Below are 18,296 nucleotides of genomic sequence, written 5' to 3' on the forward strand. Positions count from 1 at the left end.
GCGTTCGTTGCCGGTCAGCTGTAGACGCGGGTGACCGCGCGACGCACCCGCCGAGAGACCAACAGCAGGGCAGCTGCCAACGGGATCTCGATCAGCACGGCGGTCAGGGCGCTGGTGACCAGGTCGCTGCCGCCTGCAGAGGTCGTCACGTCGAACCAGGCATCGGTCAGAAGCAGCGTCGCGGCGGCAACGGTCGCGGCGATAGCGATCGGGCGGCGTCGCCAGAGCGTCCAGGCCGCCCAGCACAGCGCGGCGAGCAGCGCGAGGTCGAAACCGGTCCAGGTCAGTCGCCAATGCCCGGCGACGTATTCACGCGGCAACATCACCGCCAGCACCGCGATCCACGGCACCAGCAGCACGCAGCAGCCTGCAAGGATTCGCAGGAACCACCGGCGACTGATCAGCACTCGACGCGACTGGGGTAGGTCGATTCGCATCGGCCCCTCCCGTCTTGCCGACCCCTCCAAGCGGAGCATCAAGGCGCGGCGTTCGTCGTCAGTGAGCTCGGCCAGCATCGCGTCGGTGATCTGCGCCATGACGGGTCAACGCCGCCCATTCGAACCGCTGAAACGCCCGACGTGCCGCATGGTTACAGCCTCCCACTGTGCACCACGGTGCTTCTGGGGCGGGCAGGGGCAGGGATCTGGCTCGCTCCCTGATCGGCAGGTTCGAACCGCCCGGTAGAGTGGCCGATCTGCCCCGCCCTCGTAGCTCAGGGGATAGAGCACCGCTCTCCTAAAGCGGGTGTCGCATGTTCGAATCATGCCGGGGGCACCACACGCTTGCCCAGGTCAGAGGCCTGCGAAAGATCCCGGAGCTACGCCGTCTTGGGTGGAACCCAGACGGGACTACGAAGGTTTGACGACATCTGGCGGGCTCCGAGTTTCGTGAGTGACGTGTAGGCCTCCCTCGCCCGTACTCCGGAATCTTTCCTGCGGTGATCGGCGGGTGGTGGGAAGCTCGAAGCGCGAAAGCGCACCGCGAGGCCATGATGACGAGGACCGCGCGCGACTGTTGCCTATAACGAAGCCCGGAGGATTCGATCGCCCGGCTCATACCCACCGCACATTCCGTTCGGAGTTCCGCTACGACCTGCCGTGCGACGATTTTTTCAAGGTGCCTCGACGGCGCCGAATCCTCCCAATTCTCTTCGTCGCGCTGCCTGAGTCAGATGAGTTCCCACCATTCCGGCTGGCATGATCTGCGTATGGAGCTTGTGGGTGCGGAACGGATTGCCGCGGCGGCGCAGTTGCTGGAGCCCGTGGTGCGGCGCACCCCGGTACTGCCCTCCCGGGTGCTGACGGAACACACAGGAGTACCCGTGCACCTCAAGTGCGAGAACCTGCAGCGCACCGGTTCATTCAAGATTCGCGGCGCCTACACACGATTGCACGCACTCTCTGCGGACGAACGGGCCCAGGGCGTCGTCGCAGCAAGTGCAGGCAACCACGCGCAGGGCGTGGCCTTGGCCGCCCAACTGCTCGGTATCGGCGCCACTGTATTCATGCCCGCCGGGGCATCGCTGCCCAAGCTCGCCGCTACCCGCGCCTACGGCGCGCAGGTGTATCTGGAAGGGGCCGTCCTGGAGGATTCCATCGCAGCGGCGATGACGTATGCCGAGCGCACCGGGGCAGTGTTCATCCATCCGTTCGACCACCTCGACGTCATCGCCGGTCAAGGCACCTGTGGGCTGGAAATCGTTCAACAGCTCCCCAAAGTGGCCACCGTGCTGGTCTGCACCGGCGGCGGGGGGCTGCTGGCGGGTATCGCGGCGGCGGCCCGCGCACACCGGCCGGGGGTGCGCATCATCGGGGTACAGGCCGAGGCAGCTGCTGCCTGGCCCGCGTCGCTTGTAGCCGGCCATCCCGTGACCTTGCGCGAGATGTCCACCATGGCCGACGGGATCGCGGTGGGCGCGCCGAGCCCGATCACCTACGCCCACGTCGAAGCGCTGGTCGACCAGATCGTCACTGTCAGCGAGGACGCACTCTCACGTGCCCTGCTGCTGTGCCTGGAGCGCTCGAAGATGGTCGTCGAGCCCGCGGGGGCCGCGGCAGTGGCGGCGCTACTCGACCTCGATCTGCACCTGGACGGGCCGGTGTGCGCGGTGCTGTCCGGCGGCAACATCGATCCACTGCTGCTGGCCCAGGTGATGCAACACGGGCTGTCGGCAGCGGGTCGCTACCTGTCGCTCCAGGTCACCGTGCCCGACCGGCCCGGTTGCCTCGCTGCGTTGCTGAGCACCCTCGGCGCCGCAGGTGGCAACGTCATCGACGTCGCACATTCCCGCCTCACCGGCACCCTCGCACTCGGCGAGGTCGAGATCGAGACCACCGTAGAGACCCGCGGCGCCTCCCACAGCCACGACCTGGTCGCCAGACTGCGCGAACACGGGTACCAGGTCGCGGTGATGACCCCCGACCACCAGGACTGAGTATCCGACCCGACCAGAACACGTAAGTGAGGCGGTTCGGGCCGATGGCGTGCCTGGACGGGATCGGTCGGGCCGGGCTGACGTTCCGTGAGCGGTCGATCTTCCGTACCGCTCTTAAGGGATCGCCGCTCCAGCGAACCAAATCGACCTGGTCCAAGCAGTACGTGCGGCCGGTCGAGCAGGTCATCGACGGTTTTCTTTCCTATACCGAGCTAGACAGATCTCCGCAGGGTGGCTCCGGCTTGCCGATGCCGTCATTACCGTTCCTGCCGATGTCTGAAGCAAAATGCTGATGCGCCTGAGTATCTTTCGGTCATGGCCCTGCCACCACAGGTAGTCAACCCAGGCGCCCTTATCCCAGATCAGCTTCACTCGATCAGTTCTCGTTCCACGCCGTCATCGTTTTCGAGGCGACCTATGGACTCCAGCAGACGCCGAGCATTGGCCGGGCTTCGCAGGAGATACGCCGACTCCTTCAACGCCTCGCAGTCGTCAAGGGACACGATCACCACCGGGTCATGCCCTGCCCTCGTGATGACGACTTCCTCACGGTCATCGACAACAGCGTTAGGTGCCCCGCCTTTCTGCCTCAATAGCCCTACGCTGCGTCGCTGTTCCCAGGAGTACCCACCAGCTCGAATAGTCAGCCACAAAGTTTACGTGTTGTATAGTTCGGATATCCAAAAGGCCGTCCTCCCGAGTCGCGGCACCAATAACAAGCAACGCACCGGACCGGGTTCTTATCGTCTACCCAACTGTGGGAGTCGATCCGGCTGGAAGGGTAGGACGTGCAAGCGCTTCACTCAACACCGCCGCGTAAGACGTCAGGTCGACGCAGCGGTGTGATCGCCCGCCGCCTTGGCGCGGCGCTCGCTGCGGCAACCCTGCTGTGCTCGTGTGCCGCGCACAACGAGAGCGCATCCTCGCCCTCATCGCAGGAGAGCGCGAAAACCGCAGCGGCTCAGGATGCCAAACTCCCCGCCGGTGATTCGTTCTTCCCAACACCCACCGCCAGCCCGCCCGTACCGGTCTCGGAGCTGCCGACGCTGGGCGTCCAGTACAACGGCACCTGGAGCATCTACGACGATGCGGCCCGCGGTCGGGTGCTCGACCGACTCTCCGCAGCAGGAGTCAAGTGGGTGCGCATCGACGTCAGCTGGGCGACATTGCAGCCCCACCCGGGCGGTTACGACATGCAGTGGGGGGTCCCCTTCATCGACCATGTGCTGGCCCAGGCTCGGGCCAAGGGCTTCAAGATCCTGGTCACCTTCTGGCAGGCCCCGAAGTGGGCAAACGGATCGGACAACGTCGACGCCCCGCCCCGTGACCCCCGCCAGTTCGCCGCAGCCGCTGGATGGGCCGCGAATCGTTGGAAGTCCAGCGTGGATGCCTGGGAAATCTGGAACGAACCGAACTTCAACGGCTACTTCGTCGGAGCAAATCCTGCCACCTACACGCGACTGCTGTGTGACACCTACCCCGCCGTCAAAAAGGCCGATCCCAACAGCCCGGTCGTGTTCGGTGGCCTCATGTACAACGACGACGGGTGGCTCAAACGCGCTTACGCCGCGGGCGCGCACGGCTGTTTCGACGTGCTGGGCACCCATCCGTTCCAAGGCCCGTCCAAAGCCCCGCCGTCGACCCCCGACGACGGAAACGTCTGGAATCTGACCCACACGCCGGCGGTACACAACGTGATGGTCGCCCACGGGGACGGAGCCAAACCGATCTGGTTCACCGAATTCGGCTGGTCATCGGCCCAACCCGCCAACGCCAAGCCGTGGAACACCGGGGTCAGTGAGCAGACGCAAGCCGCCTACCTGACCCAGGCCGTCGAGATCACGGCTCGAAAGTACCCGTACGTGAAGGCCATGTTCTGGTTCCGTGACTCCGATCAGAGCACCGGCAACGCTCACGAGGACCATTTTGGTCTGCTCCGGAAGAACCTGACCCCCAAACCTGCTTTGGCAGCTATGAAGGCCCTCACCCCACGCTGACCCGCACGACGCAGCGATCCGCACCTGCACATGCCGGACCGTCCGACGATTGAACGCCGAACGCCCGCTTCCTACGCAGTACGCGCCGGCGACGTCGCGGATGCAACCAGCGCTTTGTCGAGTTGGGCGTAACGGTGCGACCACGGTTGGGCCTCTTCGAGCTGCGCGGCAAGTTGGAGCAGTAACCCGTCGCCGCCGAGGCGTCCGACAAATTGCACACCTAGTGGCAGGCCGGTGTCGGTCCAGTGCAGCGGCACGCTGATCGCAGGTCGTCCGGTCAGGTTCGCGAGCTGGGTGTAGGGCACCCAGCCGAGGTTGTCCGCGATCATCTGGTCGAGCACGCCCGTTGCCGCGAGCAGCTTGCCGGCCCGCACTTTCGCGACGACCCGCGCGGCGCTCTGAAGCCGATTGGGTGTCCCCAGGGCACCCACCTCGACAGGCGGCTTTGCCAGCGTCGGGGTCAGCAGCAGGTCGTAACTCTGATGGAACGCCGCTAGGGACTGGATGTAGTCGTTGGTGTTCGCCAGCGAGCGCAGCAGCGGGAGCATCCCGGCCGCCCGGCCGAGCTCGGCGCATGCCAGGGTGTCGGCCTCGAACTGACTGTCCGGAGCGCTCAACCTCCGTTTGATCTCGGCGACCTGGCCGTAGAGCTGGGCGAACCAGATGGTCAGGAAGTCCCGCGCCAGCGCCTCGTCGTTGTGCGGCGGCGCCACCTCCTGCACCTCGTGTCCCAACTCGGTGAGCAGCTCGGCAGCGGTTTGCACCGCGGTGACCGCCTCACGGTCGGGGTGGGCGTTGATCGCGGACGAGCAGGAGTAACCGATCCGCAGGGTGCCCGGTGGCCGGGTGATCAGGTCGGCGAACGGCACCGGCGGTAGCGCCGCGTCGTACCCGGCGCCCTGATCGCCGCCGATGATGGCGTCCAGCAGGGCGGCGCTGTCCCGGACGGTCCGCGAGACGACGCCCTGGGTCGACATCCCCAGCAGTGACTCGCCGGTCTGCGGACCGTACGGCCCGATCCCGCGAGAGGTCTTCAGCCCGACCAGACCGTTGCAGGCCGCGGGTATTCGCACCGAGCCACCACCGTCGTTGGCTCCGGCAGCCGGCACGATGCCCGCAGCGACCGCCGCGCCGGACCCACCGGAAGAACCGCCCGGGGTACGGGTGAGATTCCACGGATTACGCGCAGCGCCCCACAGCTCGGGCTCGGTGATCGCCTTCGCGCCGAACTCCGGTGTGTTCGTCTTACCGAAGATGACCAGTCCCGCGTCCAGGAAACGCTGGGTCACCAGGGAATGGCGTTCAGCGATGTCACCCGCCAGCGCACGCGAGCCGTTGGACGTTGCGAAACCGGCGTACTCCTGCCCAAGATCCTTGATCAGGAACGGAACCCCCGCAAAGGGCCCTGCCAACTCCGGGTCAACCGCCCGGGCGTCAGCGACCTGCGTCAGCGGGGTGACCACCGCGTTGAGCGATGGGTTGACCTCGTCGCAGCGTTGCCGGGCCAGCGCGAGCAGCTCTACAGCGGTGATCTCCTTCTCGGCGACCAGACCGGCCAGAGTCGTTGCGTCACAGGTGAGGTACTCGCTCAGGTCCATCGCCAGAGTGTAGGGGTCGACCTCGCCGCCCGGGCTCACAGGTTGATGGGGAAGCCCAACGTGACCGTATTCTCCACCGGCAGGTTGAAGTAACGCGCCGGGTCCGCAGCGTTGTGCGCCATCGCCATGAACAGCGCCTTGCGCCATCCGGGCATGCCGGGCGCGTTCGTGCGTTGGATCGATGCCCGGGACAGGAAATAGGTGGCGTTGTTCGGGTCGAACGCGATACCGCACCCTGGCAACAGCTTCTCCGAGGCAGCGAGAAGGGCCGCCGGAATGTCGGGGCGGTCGGAGAATCCGATGTGCATGGTCAGGTGCGCGATGCCGTCCTCCGTGCTGCCGAGGTGATCGAGCTCCAACCGCTCCGGACCGTCTATATGCGGTACGCCGTGCCGCTCGACCGAGACGATGACCACCTGCTCGTGCAGGATGCCGTTGTGGTCGACGTTGGCCCGCATCGCCAGTGGTGTGTTGACCTTGGACGGGTTGGGAAAGATGGCCGTGCCGGGCACGCGCGGCAGACCCTTGGCGTGCACCTCGGCCACGAAGTCCGCGAGCAGACCCTCCTTCGCCGTTCGCTTCGCCGTGACCAGGTCGCGGCCCTTGCGCCAACTGGTCATCACCAGGAACAGGGATGCGGCGATCGCCAGCGGCAACCAGCCTCCGTGCAGCACCTTGGTCAAGTTGCCGAACAGGAAGATCGCCTCGACGCCGCCGAAGATCACCCCGGCGCTGATCAGTTTCCACGCGGGCCAACGCCACAAGGCCCGCGCCACGATCAGCATCAGCGTGGTGTCGACCACGAGGGCTCCGGTGACGGCAATTCCGTACGCCGTCGCAAGACGCTGCGAGGAGCGGAAGAGCACCACCAGGACCACGACACCGATGTACAACATGGTGTTGATCGCCGGTAGGTAGACCTGCCCCGCCGACTTGTCCGAGGTCTGCCGCACCGTCAGCGAGGGCAGCAGACCCAGGCTGCTGGCTTGCCGGGCGATCGAGAACGACCCGGTGATGACTGCCTGCGAGGCAATGACGGTCGCCGCCGTCGCGAGGATGACAACGGGGAAGCGCGCCCACTCGGTGATCTGCAGGAAGAACGGGTTGGCGGCCGACTTCGGATCGGCGAGGATCTGGGCGGCCTGGCCCAGATAGTTCAGCGTCAGGCACGGAAACACCACGAAGAACCACGCCCGGGCAATCGCCGGCCGCCCGAAGTGACCCATGTCGGCGTACAGCGCCTCCGCACCGGTGATGCACAACACCACCGCCCCCATCGCGACGAACGCGAGGTAGGGGTGGTCCCCGATGAACACCAGCGCATAGGTCGGCAGCAATCCGCGGACAACCCCTGGGGTCCGCAACACCGACACCAGACCGATGGCCCCGATGACCCCGAACCAGATCAACATGATCGGCCCGAACGCCGAGCCCACCTTGCCGGTCCCCCAGCGTTGCGCGAGGAAGAGCAAGGTCAGAATGACCAGGGCGATCGGCAGCACCAGGTGCCCCAGACCCGGCTGGGCGACCTGCAGACCCTCCACGGAGGACAGCACCGAAATCGCGGGCGTGATCACCGAGTCGCCGAAGAACAGGCTGGCACCGAGCATGGCCAGGACGACGGCAGCCGCTACCCGCTTGGGCGACTTCGAGGTCATCACCCGTTGCGACAGCGCAGCCAGTGCCATCACGCCGCCCTCACCCTCGTTGTCAGCACGCATCAGGATCGCGATGTACTTGATCGAGACGATCAGCGTGATCGACCAGACGATCAGCGATATGACGCCGTAGACGTCGGCCTCGGTGGGCTTGACCAGGCCGTTGTCGAGGGAGAATACCGTCTGCATCGAGTACAGCGGGCTGGTGCCGATATCACCGAACACCACGCCGAGTGCGGCGAGCGCCACCGCAGCGGCAGGCCCGTGTTGCTGACCGGCACCACCCGTGGGCCCGGACTTCTCCGCTGCAGTCGCCTCGGTGACCGCCGAATCCGTCGCTGGTGCTTCGGTATCGCGTTCTTCACTGGAATTGCTCACGTTGCGCGGGACCTTAAACCTGATAGATGAAAGAACGATGGGAGGTGTGGGTCTCGTGGCCCAGGGTGGGACGGTACGCCGATCTGGTGGGCATCAAAGGTGTAGAGGTCAGTTGTTCTGCATGCTGACGGACGACGCGGATTGCCGTCGGCCCACGATCAGCAGAATGGCCGCGCCGAGTACTGCAGCGGCGATCGAGCCGAAGAAGATTCCCACCTTCGCAGTCTGCACCAGTTCGTCCTGGTCGTACGCAAGCTCGGCAATGAACAACGACACGGTGAAACCGATGCCCGCTACGGCGGCAACCCCGACCACGTGCACCGCCTGGACCCCGTCGGGCAGGCGGCCCAGTCCGGTGCGGACGCAGATCCCCACCGCCGCGCTGATACCGATGATCTTGCCGAGCAGCAGCCCGGCGGCGATTGCCCACGTCAACGAGTTACTCGTTGCCTGCCCCAGAAGTCCGCCGCGAAAATCGACGCCTGCGTTGGCCAGCGCGAACAAGGGGACGATGGCAAAGGCGGAGTAGGGGTGCAAGCGGTGTTCCAAGGTGGACAACACGTCGCGGCCGCTGACCTTTCCGGCCGGGGTCAGCAGGCCCAGAGCGACACCGGCGATCGTGGCGTGTACCCCGGACTCCAACGTCGCCAACCACACCCCGACTCCCACCACCACGTAGGGCCAAATCGCGTGGACGCCCATTCTTCGCAACCCCACAACGATGAGCAGTCCGGCCACACTCGCGGCAAGCCACCCGATGGACACCCCTCCCGAGTAGAAGATCGCGATGACCGTGATCGCAATGATGTCGTCCACGATCGCAATGGTCAGCAGCAGCAGTTTGGCGCCGGCGGGTACCCGGCTTCCCAACAGGGCCAGGACCCCGACCGCGAAAGCAATGTCGGTGGCCATTGGGATTCCCCACCCGCTGCTGGCTTCTCCGCGCGCCAACGCGACGAAGATGAGAGCCGGCAGGACAACCCCGCCCACGGCAGCGACCGCTGGTAGCACTGCCGCCCGCCGATCGCGCAACTCACCGATCACGAGTTCTCGTTTGATCTCCAACCCCACGACGAAAAAGAAGATCGCCATCAATCCGTCGTTGACCCAGTGCTGCAGGTCCTCGGTGACCGACAGCGACCCCCGACCGAGGGTGAGCCGGAAACCCCACAGCGATTCGTAACTGCCCGAGAACGAGCTGTTGGCCCAGATGACGGCGACCACCGCCGCCAGCACCAGCACGATCCCGCCGGCGGCCTCGTCGTGCAGGAACTCCCATAGCGGGTCCAGCACTTTGCGTTGCAGCATCGGATCGGGCTCGGTCATCGGTGTCTCCTGGCTTGTGCCCCGTCATCTGCCCCGCGGGTGGACGGCAAACAGCAGTCGTCGATGTCTCATCACCCGCCGCCAAACTACTACGGCCAACCGAGATACACCGGGTGCGTTCCCTTGAGGACGACCACATCAAGCAGCCTGATCTCCTATCGTTGTATTGCCTTAACCCGGCAGAAATAAGGCCATATGTTGTCCGTAATACCGCCTTACCTGCGTTGTCCTTGCACTCCACACTTGAAACAGCGGCGACCGCACGGGTTGCCATCCTGATTCCTGGAGTTGCCATGTTGACTGTTCCCCTGTGGGCCTGGGCCGCCTTCGCGGCCGTGATCGCGATCATGCTGCTGATCGACCTGTTGGCGCACCGCGGTGCGCACGTCATCGGCTTCAAAGAAGCCGCCTGGTGGAGCGCCCTGTGGGTAGGGCTGTCACTGGTATTCGCAGTTTTCGTCACATTCACCCTGGGCACGACTGCCGGGGTTGAGTTCACCACCGCCTGGCTACTGGAGAAGAGCCTGTCGGTCGACAACCTGTTCGTGTTCGCGTTGATCTTCGGGTACTTCAAGGTGCCGCGGGCCTACCAGCACCGGGTGCTGTTCTACGGCGTGATCGGCGCGCTGGTCTTCCGCGGAATCTTCCTCGCCGCCGGTATCGCCATCGTCAGCAAGTTCACCGCCGTCCTGTTCGTGTTCGCCGCGATCCTGCTCTACAGCGCTTACAAACTGATGAAAGACGAAGAGGAGAGCTTCGACCCCAGCACCAGCTTCGCGGTACGCCTCCTACGCAAGATCATCCCGGTCCGCGATGAGTACGCCGGCACGAAGTTCTTCCTCAAGGAAGCCGGTAAGCGCGTCGCCACCCCACTGCTCGCGGTGGTCGTCGCCATCGAAGCCGCCGACCTGGTCTTCGCCGTCGACAGCGTTCCCGCGGTCCTGGCCGTCAGCGACGACCCGTTCATCGTCTACTCCAGCAACGCCTTCGCCATCCTCGGGCTGCGGGCCCTGTACTTCCTGCTCTCGGGTCTGCTCGAGCGGTTCCACTACCTGTCCAAGGGCCTGGCCATCATCCTAGCCTTCATCGGCTTCAAGCTCATCCTGCAGGCCAGCCACAAGGTCATCAGCACCTCCATCCCGGAGATCCCGTCCCTGCTCAGCCTCGCGGTCATCATCGTGGTGCTGGCGGCCTCTATCCTGCTCAGCCTGAAGGTGCCCGCACCGGAACCAGAGCCTGGGACCGATGAGCAGGGCAGCCAGGACCTCATCGATGAGCAGCCCTCCAAGGACCGCGTCTAACCTGTGCTCACCGTTCTCAGCATCGCGTTCGGGGTGGTGGTCGTTATGGCGATCACCACCCTGACCGGTTACTTCGTCGCTCAGGAATTCGCGTACATGTCGGTGGACCGGTCGCGGTTGAAGGCGCAGGCGCACGCCGGTGACGGCGGGGCTGTCCGCGCGCTGAGCGTGACCGGCCGGACCTCCTTCATGCTGTCGGGCGCCCAGCTGGGAATCACTGTGACCGGCCTGCTGGTGGGGTACGTCGCCGAGCCGCTGATCGGCCGCGGTCTGGGTGAGTTACTCGGCGGTGTCGGCGTTCCCACCGCAGTAGGCATCGGTCTCGGAACGATCGTCGCCCTGCTGTTCTGCACGGTGGTCCAGATGCTCTTCGGAGAGCTGGTCCCCAAGAATCTTGCGATTGCCCGACCAGAACCCGTCGCCCGATGGTTGGCCAGATCGACCACGCTCTACCTGAAGGTGTTCGGGTGGCTGATCCGGGTGTTCGACCAGTCCTCGAACCTGCTGCTGAGGGCGCTGCGGATCCAGCCGGTCCATGACGTCGAACACTCTGCGACACCACGGGATCTGGAACACATCGTCGCGACGTCCCACGAGTCCGGTGAGCTGCCCCCGCACCTGTCAGCCCTGCTGGACAGGATCCTTGACTTCCCGACCCGCACCGCCGTGCACGCGATGGTTCCCAGGGCGCGGATCGACACCGTCCAGGCCGACGAACCGGTGGCCGACGTGCTGGAACAGATGGGCGCAGGCCACACCCGTTACCCGGTGATCGGGTCGACGCCCGATGACCTGTGCGGGGTCATCGACCTGCACGATCTGCTCGAGGTGCCCACCGAGGGGACCGTGCGCACCCGCACCCGCACCGCCGTGATCGTCCCCACCACACTGCCGCTGCCCGACGTGCTGACACACCTGGTGACCGCAGAGCAGGAGATGGCTCTGGTCGTTGATGAGTACGGCGGATTCGCCGGGATCGTGACCATTGAGGACATTGCTGAGGAACTCGTCGGAGAGATCGCCGACGAACACGACCCGAAGACCGGCAATGGCAGGGCCGGTTCCGCGGCCGAGGGCTGGACGATGCCCGGTGACCTACACATCGACGAGGTGGAACGCATCCTGGGCCATCACCTGCCCACCGGAGACTTCGAAACCCTTGCCGGCGCGGTGATCGCGCACTTCGGTGGCTTCCCGGGCCCCGGCGACGTCGTGACCATTGCTCTTGCACCCGAACCCGCAGATCTGGTCGGCAACGGTGGACCCCTCGTGCGGGAACTGGTCGCCGAAGTCCGGCAGATCGACCATTACGTGCCGTCGATGCTCTTCGTGACGCTTGCCGTCGGCCGGCAGGGGTCATCAGATGTTTAGCCCCTGGGTCATCGCGACCATCACTGTCGTGTTGATCGCTGCGAGTGCGTTCTTCGTCGCGATCGAGTTCGCGCTCATCGCTGCTCGCCGCCACCGGCTGGAAGACGCCGCGGCCACCAGTCGCGCGGCCCGCGCTGCGCTGCGCAGCGCCTCGGAGTTGACGGTTCTGTTGGCAGGCTCGCAACTGGGCATCACGGTGTGCGCCCTGCTGCTCGGCGCCATCACCAAACCGGCCGTTCACCTGTGGCTGACGCCGGCCTTCGAAGGCTTGGGCACACCATTCTGGGCCGCCGACGCCGCCGGGTTCATCATCGCCATTCTCATCGTCACCTTCCTGCACCTGGTCGTCGGTGAGATGGCACCCAAATCGTGGGCGATCGCGCACCCGGAGAAGTCGGCGATCCTGCTGGCGCTTCCCATGCGCGGTTTCATCTGGATCACCCGGCCGCTGCTGGTTGCCCTCAACCGGGTAGCGAACTGGTGCCTGATCAAGGTCGGAGTGGAGCCGGTCGACGAAGTCTCCTCAGGTCAGAATCCCGACACGCTGCGGCACCTGGTGGAGCACTCGGCCACAGTCGGCACCCTCGACCAGCACTATCACGGTCAGTTGACCAGCGCGCTGGACCTGCAGGCCCTGACGGTAGGTGACATCGTGCGCCGGAATGCGCAGCCGGGCAGTGTGGCTCCCGACGCCACCGCAGCCGAGATTCGCGCGGCGGGCCAACACAGTGGACACCTACGCCTGCTGGTGCGCGGTGACCGGGGATTCGAGGGCGTCCTCCACGTACGGGACAGCCTGCAGGCGCCGGCCTCCTGTACGGCCCGCGCGTTGATGAGACCCGTGGTCGCGGTGCCCTCCGATACCCCCGTGTACGAGGCGCTGGGCGCCATGCGTGAAACCCGTAACCACGTGGCCGTCGTTCTCGACAACGACGGTGACGTGGCCGGTCTCCTCACCCTCACCGACGTCCTACAGCGGCTGCTGCCCATCAGCCGCGCCACCCACCTGACCCGCACCAGCACGCCCTGCCTGCCCCGTCAACTTTGACCGCCTCGTCATGCACGACGTTCATGACGTTCATGACGCGCGTGACCGGGTGGCTGATCGTCTACCGTCGGGTACACCATCGACCCCTCCCGCCCGAGTAGAGGTTTATCTGTGAGCGGCACCAGTGAGCCTCGAGTCTTCGAGCGTTACGGCCCCGGAGCGCAGTGGTACGACGTGCTCTCGATGGAGCGCGCCATCTACCGGGCCGGTCGTGTCGCCCTGATCGAAGCCCTGCACATCGCACCCGGCGAGCGTGTCCTGGACATCGGCTGCGGCACCGGCCTGAGTCTGCCGCTGCTTGCTGAAGCAGTCGGCGACACCGGGCAGATCGTCGGACTGGACCCCAGCGCGAGGATGCTGGCCCAAGCGGACAAACGCGTTGCCGAGGCTGCGTGGGGTCCGCGGGTCCGACTGGTCGCAGGACAGGCCAACACCCCGCCGAGCACGATCGGCAGCAACTTCGACGTGGCGCTCTTCGCCTATTCCCTCGGCGTCATGGATGACTGGCGCGAGGCGTGGGAGCACGCCGTGCAGGCGGTGCGTCCCGGAGGGCGGATCGGCGTCGTGGACACCGACTGGCCGGCTGGTCCCTGGCGCGTGCTGACCCCCGCGGCGGCCGGGGCGTTCGTCCTCGGCGGTGTGCACCCGTCGCGGCAGGTCTGGAAATACCTGCGAGCGCGGACCGTGCATTCCACCGAGCAGACCCTTCGGGGTGGACACGTACGGCTCGCGACCGGCACTGTCACCAGCACCGAAGCCAGCTCCGAGACCGGCACCTAGCTCGCGAGCAGCCGGACCCCGTAGGACGCCCGCTGGACTGCGGTCACAGCGACGACCGCTGCGAAGATCCAGGCAATCGGCTCGGCATAGCCGGGCAGCACACAGATAAATGTGTAGGCGACCACGGTTTCGGTGCCTTCTGCGAGCCCGCCGACGAAGCGCAGCGAACGGTCGTCCGGCTGACCCGTGGTGCTCTCGCCGTCACCGGCCCGGTCGAGTCGTTCCAGTAGCGAGGACAGCGCGAGCAACGTCGCCCCCGACACGTAGTAGGCCGCCAGCAACGTGACACAGGCCAGTCGCGCCGACGGCACTGCCACGGCCACCCCGATCACGAACCCCGCGTAGATCGTGAAGTCCGCCACGATGTCCAGGAAACCGCCGAGCTCACTGCTACCCCGACGCCGGGCGACCGGCCCGTCCAACCCGTCCAGCACCCTGTTCAACAGCCACAGCGCCAGCGCCCACCACCACCAGCCGAGCCCCGCCGCGACGCACGCGCCGAGCCCGACGGCGAAGCCGAGCGCGGTGACAGCGAGCGCGGTGACAGCGAGCGCGGAGACACCCGCGTCGGCGAGCCTGTTCCCGGTCCGTGTCAGAGCTGGGGCCAGCGCGCGCCGGGCGAGCGGATCAAGCACCCGGCACCGCAGCGGCGCCGGAGCACTCGATCAGCACGTCGATCTCAACTCGATGATGCGTGGGCAGGCGTGTCGGAACGCTCGCCGCTGTCCAGCTTGCTCGGCCACCAGATAGCGCGACCGATGTCCTCGGCCAGGGCCGGTACCAGCAACGACCGCACCACCAGGGTGTCCAGCAGCACACCGAACGCCACGATGAAGGCAATCTGCGCGAGGAACAGGATCGGGATCACGCTGAGCGCCGAGAAGGTCGCCGCCAGCACGATGCCAGCCGAGGTGATCACGCCTCCGGTCGCGGCCAGGCCGCGTTGAATGCCCTTCCTCGTCCCGTGTCGCGCACTCTCCTCGCGCACTCTGGTCATCAGGAAGATGTTGTAGTCGACCCCCAGCGCCACCAGGAATACGAATCCGTAGAGCGGCACCGACGGGTCAGCGCCCTGGAAATCGAAGACGTGGTTGAACACCAGCGCCGACACGCCGAGCGTCGCCGCGAAGCTGAGCACCACCGACGCCAGCAGCAGAACGGGCGCCACCACCGCTCGCAACAGCAGCATCAACAAGCCCAGGATCACCAGCAGCACGATCGGGATGATGACCCGCAGATCCCGCTCAGCAGCCCGCTGGGTGTCCAGTTGGATGGCGCTCTGTCCGCCGACGAGCGTGCCCGGAGCGGCCTTGCCAACCGAGGTACGCAGCCGGCCGATGGTCTGCAGTGCGCTGTCGCTGTCGGCGGCCTGCTTGAGTGTCGCCTGGATCTCGACCTTGCCGTTCACCACCTTCGGGTCGCCGCCCGGCGCGACCGGTTGACCACCGGCACCGAGTACGGCGACCGACGCGATTCCGTCGACTTTCTGCACGGCGGCCAGCACCTTCGCGGTCGAGGCGACCGGACCGATGATCTCCACCGGACTACCCGCGCCCGCCGGGAAGTGCTTGGCGGCGACATCCTGGCCGGTGACCGACTGAGCCTTGTTCAGGAAGAGCGCGCTCTGCGGCACACCGCTGGCTCGCAGCGTGGGTAGGAACGCCACGAAGCCGATCAGCACGACCGTGCAGACGATCCAGAGTTTGCGCGGCTGGCGCCCGACCAGGGCTGCCACCTTGCCCCACAGTCCAGCGCGCTCGGGGTGTTCCGAGCCGTACTTCGGCCCCTTCGGCCAGTACGCCTTGCGACCCAGCAGCACCAGGGCGGCAGGCAGGAACGTCAGCGCAGCAAAGAGGGCGCAGGCGATCCCGATCGCCGCCACCGGGCCCAGGCTCGCGGTGGAGTTGAGGCTGCTGACCAGCAGGCACAGCAACGCGAGGATGACCGTCACGCCGGAGGCGAGGATCGGTGCTGCGGACTGACGCAGCGCCACCTTCATCGCCACGAAGCGCGACTCCTCTTCGCGCAGCTCCTCCCGGAACCGGGCGGTCAGTAACAACGCGTAGTCCGTCGCAGCACCGACGACCAGAATGAACAGAATTCCCTGACTCTGCCCGTTGAGGGTGATCGCGCCGCTGTCGGTGAGGAAGTACACCACTCCGCTGGCCAACGACAGCGCGAAGAGCGCCGAGATCAGCACCAGGAAGGGCAGGATCGGACTGCGGTAGACGATCACGAGGATGACCAGCACGACGACCACCGCAACGAGCAGCAGAATCCCGTCGATCCCCGCAAAGGCATTGGTCAGGTCGACGGCGAAACCCGCCGGACCCGTCACGTAGGCCGACAAACCGGGCGGTAGATCCGCCTTCAGCTTGGTGCCGAGCTGATTGACGACCGCCACCGTCTGATCACCCAGGGTGCCGTCCACCGGGACGATCACCTCCAGGGCTTTGCCATCCTTGGACGGGATCGGACCCACGACCTTGCCGACCACACTCTTGGAGTCAGCAACGGAGGCGACCGCCTTGGCCACCGCACCCGTGTCGGCGGCGGTGATTCCGCTGGAGCGTTCGTAGACCAGGATCGCCGGGTTGATCTTCTTGTCCTGGAACGTCTTCTGCAGGTCGGCGACCTTCGTGGCTTCGGCGCTGGTCGGCAGGAAACTTGCCGGGTCGTTGGTCGAAACAGCGCCGAGCTTGCCGGCGAACGGCCCGGCGACGCCACCGATCAGCAGCCACACCACCAGCACGAGCACCGGCAAGATGATCCGCAGCCTGCTACCCAGAATCCTGCCCTGGGAAGAGCTGGCGCCCGAGCGATCCGCGTCCTGTGTCTGGGGTGCCTGGTGTGACATCGGTTCAGTTCTCCTGCTCGGTGGTGCGTGCATCATCGGGCCCAGCACTTGCTACCTCGACAACCTCGTCGGCCTCATCAGGCTCGTCCACTGCCTCGGCGGTCAGCCGGAAGACGACCATCCGCGGCATCGCGTCAGCGACCTGCTCACGACTGGGATCGTCGGGCAACCCGAACGCGCGCAACGCCCACGGCGCCTGCACGACCGACAGATAGGTGCTCACCGCATCGATTCCCTCTTCGCCCGCCGCCTCGAGCGCCTCGAGCGCGTCGCGCCGGTCACCGCCGAGAATCGCGCAGCGCGATTTGCGCTCCAGGTTGCGCGGCCAGTCCCGGGTTCGGTCCGGGCATACCAGGTAGGAGTGCTCTGCCATTGCCAGCACTCCGACCGGTGTGTGATGCGCCCGCCCCGACTTGCGTCCATGATGTTCCAGCACCCGCAGGCCGTACCCGCCGCTCGGTATCGGCTCCGCCGGGGTGGCGAGCAACCGCGCCACCATCTGTTCGTTCATCTCCCGGGGTGTGGGAGGTCCGCTGCGCCCCGCGTCGGATGGAGCCTGGAAGGTCGTCATGGACAGGCAGCCTAGCGAATGTCACTAGATTGTCTACGGACCTACCCGCTAGCATGCAAATGATGAGCACTCCAGAGAGCGGATCCGGGCGACCGGACAGCATCGGTCAGCAGATCCACGACCTGCTGATGCTCTCCCCTGCGGTGCACGCCGAGCTCGCGGCGCGGGTCGGCGTCGGAGTGACCGACCTGCTGGCACTGGACCACACCACCTCGGCGCCCAGCCAACTCGGCGTCGTCGAGCTCGCCAATCTGCTCAAGATCCGATCCGCGTCAGCCACGGTGCTCGTCGACCGGCTGGTCGCGCGCGGTCACCTCGAGCGCGCGCCGCACACCACCGACGGGCGCCGCACCAGCCTGCATCCCACGGCCACCGCGCACCAGGAGGTCCGCGCGGCCCTTCAGCCCCTGGTCCGGGACCTGGGCGAAATCACCGACGATCTGAGCCCGGCCGAACGCGAGGTCGTGCTGCGGGTCCTGCACCAGGTCAATGCGGCGCTGCGGGCATTCACGCAGGCGTCGGACCCCTCAGCCGCCGTTGCGGACAGCAGCGAGTACCAGACCGACGGGGATGCTGATCACCAGGACGGCGATCACCGCGCGGTAGGCCCAGGCCAGCACACGACGTGAGGCAGCCCGCGTCGTCGGCCATGCGATGCACAGCGCTGCCAACAGCACCAGCCCACCGAGATCGACAATGACCGGTGTCGCCGTCAGCGTGCCGACGACGACGGCGGCATTCCCCACGTTCCAGCACGCCACCTGGGTCCACGCAGCAGGCCGCGACAGGCGCCGCCCGCCGAGGTACTCCTGGGCGAGGCCGATCGCGCACTGCGACACTCCGCAGACCAGCACGAGGTAGGCCGCGAGCCAGCTTCCGTGAGCAAGGTCCAGCGGTCCGGTGACGGCCGACACCAACCCGCCGAGCACCGTCAGGACGACGCCCACGCCGACCAGTGCGGCCAGCGGTGTCAGCAT

At 66.2% G+C, this 18,296-nt stretch carries 17 protein-coding genes and 1 tRNA gene; 9 read left to right on the forward strand and 9 right to left on the reverse strand.

Annotated elements, in window-relative coordinates; genetic code table 11:
* Positions 1 to 14: 14 nt before the first annotated feature.
* Positions 15 to 536, reverse strand: coding sequence for a hypothetical protein (locus V3G39_16780; GenBank protein XAS76274.1), 522 nt, complete (start codon positions 534 to 536; stop codon positions 15 to 17).
* Positions 537 to 701: 165 nt separating this feature from the next.
* On the opposite strand from V3G39_16780, the gene V3G39_16785 reads away from it, so the two are divergent.
* The 3 genes from V3G39_16785 to V3G39_16795 all read left to right on the forward strand — a co-directional run bounded on the left by V3G39_16785 (position 702) and on the right by V3G39_16795 (position 2,727).
* A tRNA-Arg gene (locus V3G39_16785) sits at positions 702 to 777 on the forward strand.
* A gap of 430 nt (positions 778 to 1,207) precedes the next feature.
* Complete coding sequence (gene ilvA / locus V3G39_16790; protein XAS76275.1) at positions 1,208 to 2,434, forward strand: threonine ammonia-lyase; 1,227 nt, start codon at positions 1,208 to 1,210, stop codon at positions 2,432 to 2,434.
* 26 nt (positions 2,435 to 2,460) lie between these two features.
* A complete protein-coding gene (locus V3G39_16795) occupies positions 2,461 to 2,727 on the forward strand; it encodes a hypothetical protein (GenBank protein ID XAS76276.1) in 267 nt (88 codons plus the stop codon).
* Between the two features lie 75 nt (positions 2,728 to 2,802).
* Here the strand turns inward: V3G39_16795 and V3G39_16800 are convergent, their stop codons facing one another.
* Positions 2,803 to 3,087, reverse strand: a complete 285-nt coding sequence (locus V3G39_16800; protein XAS76277.1) for a type II toxin-antitoxin system prevent-host-death family antitoxin — start codon at positions 3,085 to 3,087, stop codon at positions 2,803 to 2,805.
* Positions 3,088 to 3,276: 189 nt separating this feature from the next.
* Between V3G39_16800 and V3G39_16805 the strand changes: the two genes are divergently transcribed.
* Complete coding sequence (locus V3G39_16805) at positions 3,277 to 4,431, forward strand: cellulase family glycosylhydrolase (protein XAS76278.1); 1,155 nt, start codon at positions 3,277 to 3,279, stop codon at positions 4,429 to 4,431.
* A 71-nt stretch (positions 4,432 to 4,502) separates the two neighbouring features.
* Here V3G39_16805 and V3G39_16810 read toward each other — a convergent pair whose 3' ends face one another.
* From V3G39_16810 to nhaA, 3 genes are all read right to left on the reverse strand, one after another.
* Complete coding sequence (locus V3G39_16810) at positions 4,503 to 6,029, reverse strand: amidase (protein XAS76279.1); 1,527 nt, start codon at positions 6,027 to 6,029, stop codon at positions 4,503 to 4,505.
* A 35-nt stretch (positions 6,030 to 6,064) separates the two neighbouring features.
* Positions 6,065 to 8,065 (reverse strand): KUP/HAK/KT family potassium transporter, encoded by a 2,001-nt coding sequence (locus V3G39_16815; GenBank protein ID XAS76280.1) that lies wholly within the window; start codon positions 8,063 to 8,065, stop codon positions 6,065 to 6,067.
* Between the two features lie 108 nt (positions 8,066 to 8,173).
* Entirely contained in the window at positions 8,174 to 9,391 is a 1,218-nt protein-coding gene (gene nhaA, locus V3G39_16820) for a Na+/H+ antiporter NhaA (GenBank protein ID XAS76281.1), read from the reverse strand.
* A 293-nt stretch (positions 9,392 to 9,684) separates the two neighbouring features.
* Here nhaA and V3G39_16825 point away from each other — a divergent pair, with 293 nt between their 5' ends.
* From V3G39_16825 to V3G39_16840, 4 genes are all read left to right on the forward strand, one after another.
* Positions 9,685 to 10,692 (forward strand): TerC family protein, encoded by a 1,008-nt coding sequence (locus V3G39_16825; protein XAS76282.1) that lies wholly within the window; start codon positions 9,685 to 9,687, stop codon positions 10,690 to 10,692.
* A gap of 3 nt (positions 10,693 to 10,695) precedes the next feature.
* Positions 10,696 to 12,063, forward strand: coding sequence for a hemolysin family protein (locus tag V3G39_16830; protein XAS76283.1), 1,368 nt, complete (start codon positions 10,696 to 10,698; stop codon positions 12,061 to 12,063).
* A complete protein-coding gene (locus tag V3G39_16835) occupies positions 12,056 to 13,111 on the forward strand; it encodes a hemolysin family protein (protein XAS76284.1) in 1,056 nt (351 codons plus the stop codon). The genes V3G39_16830 and V3G39_16835 overlap by 8 nt, the downstream gene beginning before the upstream one ends.
* A 111-nt stretch (positions 13,112 to 13,222) precedes the next feature.
* Positions 13,223 to 13,891 (forward strand): methyltransferase domain-containing protein, encoded by a 669-nt coding sequence (locus V3G39_16840; protein XAS76285.1) that lies wholly within the window; start codon positions 13,223 to 13,225, stop codon positions 13,889 to 13,891.
* On the opposite strand, the gene V3G39_16845 is transcribed toward V3G39_16840, so the two are convergent.
* From V3G39_16845 to V3G39_16855, 3 genes are read right to left on the reverse strand one after another with little or no spacing between them, the layout of a single operon-like run.
* A complete protein-coding gene (locus V3G39_16845; GenBank protein XAS76286.1) occupies positions 13,888 to 14,526 on the reverse strand; it encodes a CDP-alcohol phosphatidyltransferase family protein in 639 nt (212 codons plus the stop codon). The two genes, V3G39_16840 and V3G39_16845, sit on opposite strands and share 4 nt — an antisense overlap.
* A gap of 44 nt (positions 14,527 to 14,570) precedes the next feature.
* The gene (locus tag V3G39_16850; GenBank protein ID XAS76287.1) at positions 14,571 to 16,748 is read right to left on the reverse strand and encodes an MMPL family transporter; all 2,178 of its coding nucleotides are present in this window, start codon (positions 16,746 to 16,748) and stop codon (positions 14,571 to 14,573) included.
* Between the two features lie 4 nt (positions 16,749 to 16,752).
* Entirely contained in the window at positions 16,753 to 17,319 is a 567-nt protein-coding gene (locus tag V3G39_16855) for a hypothetical protein (protein XAS76288.1), read from the reverse strand.
* A 62-nt stretch (positions 17,320 to 17,381) separates the two neighbouring features.
* Between V3G39_16855 and V3G39_16860 the strand changes: the two genes are divergently transcribed.
* On the forward strand, positions 17,382 to 17,948 hold the full coding sequence (locus tag V3G39_16860) for a MarR family winged helix-turn-helix transcriptional regulator (protein XAS76289.1): 567 nt from the start codon (positions 17,382 to 17,384) through the stop codon (positions 17,946 to 17,948).
* On the opposite strand, the gene V3G39_16865 is transcribed toward V3G39_16860, so the two are convergent.
* Positions 17,847 to 18,296 (reverse strand): hypothetical protein, encoded by a 450-nt coding sequence (locus V3G39_16865; protein XAS76290.1) that lies wholly within the window; start codon positions 18,294 to 18,296, stop codon positions 17,847 to 17,849. The two genes, V3G39_16860 and V3G39_16865, sit on opposite strands and share 102 nt — an antisense overlap.

It is taken from the genome of Dermatophilaceae bacterium Sec6.4 (assembly GCA_039636865.1).
GTDB lineage: Bacteria > Actinomycetota > Actinomycetes > Actinomycetales > Dermatophilaceae > Allobranchiibius.